Consider the following 313-nt stretch of genomic DNA (forward strand, 5'->3'; position numbering starts at 1 on the left):
AGGGACAGAGTTTACCGACTCCCCCGTGATCGCTCGTCTGATGAGCGACCACGACGACGTCTGCGTCCTGCTGCCGACGATGAACGAGGCCGAGACGGTCGCACGCGTCGTCGCGGACTTCCGGGACGCCGGCTTCGAGAACCTCCCCGTGATCGACGGCGGCTCGACCGACGAGACGCGGTCGATCGCCCGCGAGGCCGGCGCGCGCGTCGTGGAGCAGTCGGGGCGCGGCAAGGGGCAGGCGGTCAGGGAGGCGGTCAGGGACCACGTCCGGGCGCCGTACGTCCTGATGGCGGACGCGGACGCCACCTAC

The 313-nt window shown here is 71.2% G+C and carries 1 protein-coding gene; it reads left to right on the forward strand.

The features are described from left to right. Window positions 1–40: 40 nt before the first annotated feature. Window positions 41–313: glycosyltransferase (locus tag EXE42_RS17490; RefSeq protein ID WP_137707111.1), on the forward strand; the 273-nt coding region annotated here is incomplete at its 3' end.

Origin of the sequence: Halorubrum sp. SP3, assembly GCF_005435195.1 — an archaeon.
Classification (GTDB): domain Archaea; phylum Halobacteriota; class Halobacteria; order Halobacteriales; family Haloferacaceae; genus Halorubrum; species Halorubrum sodomense.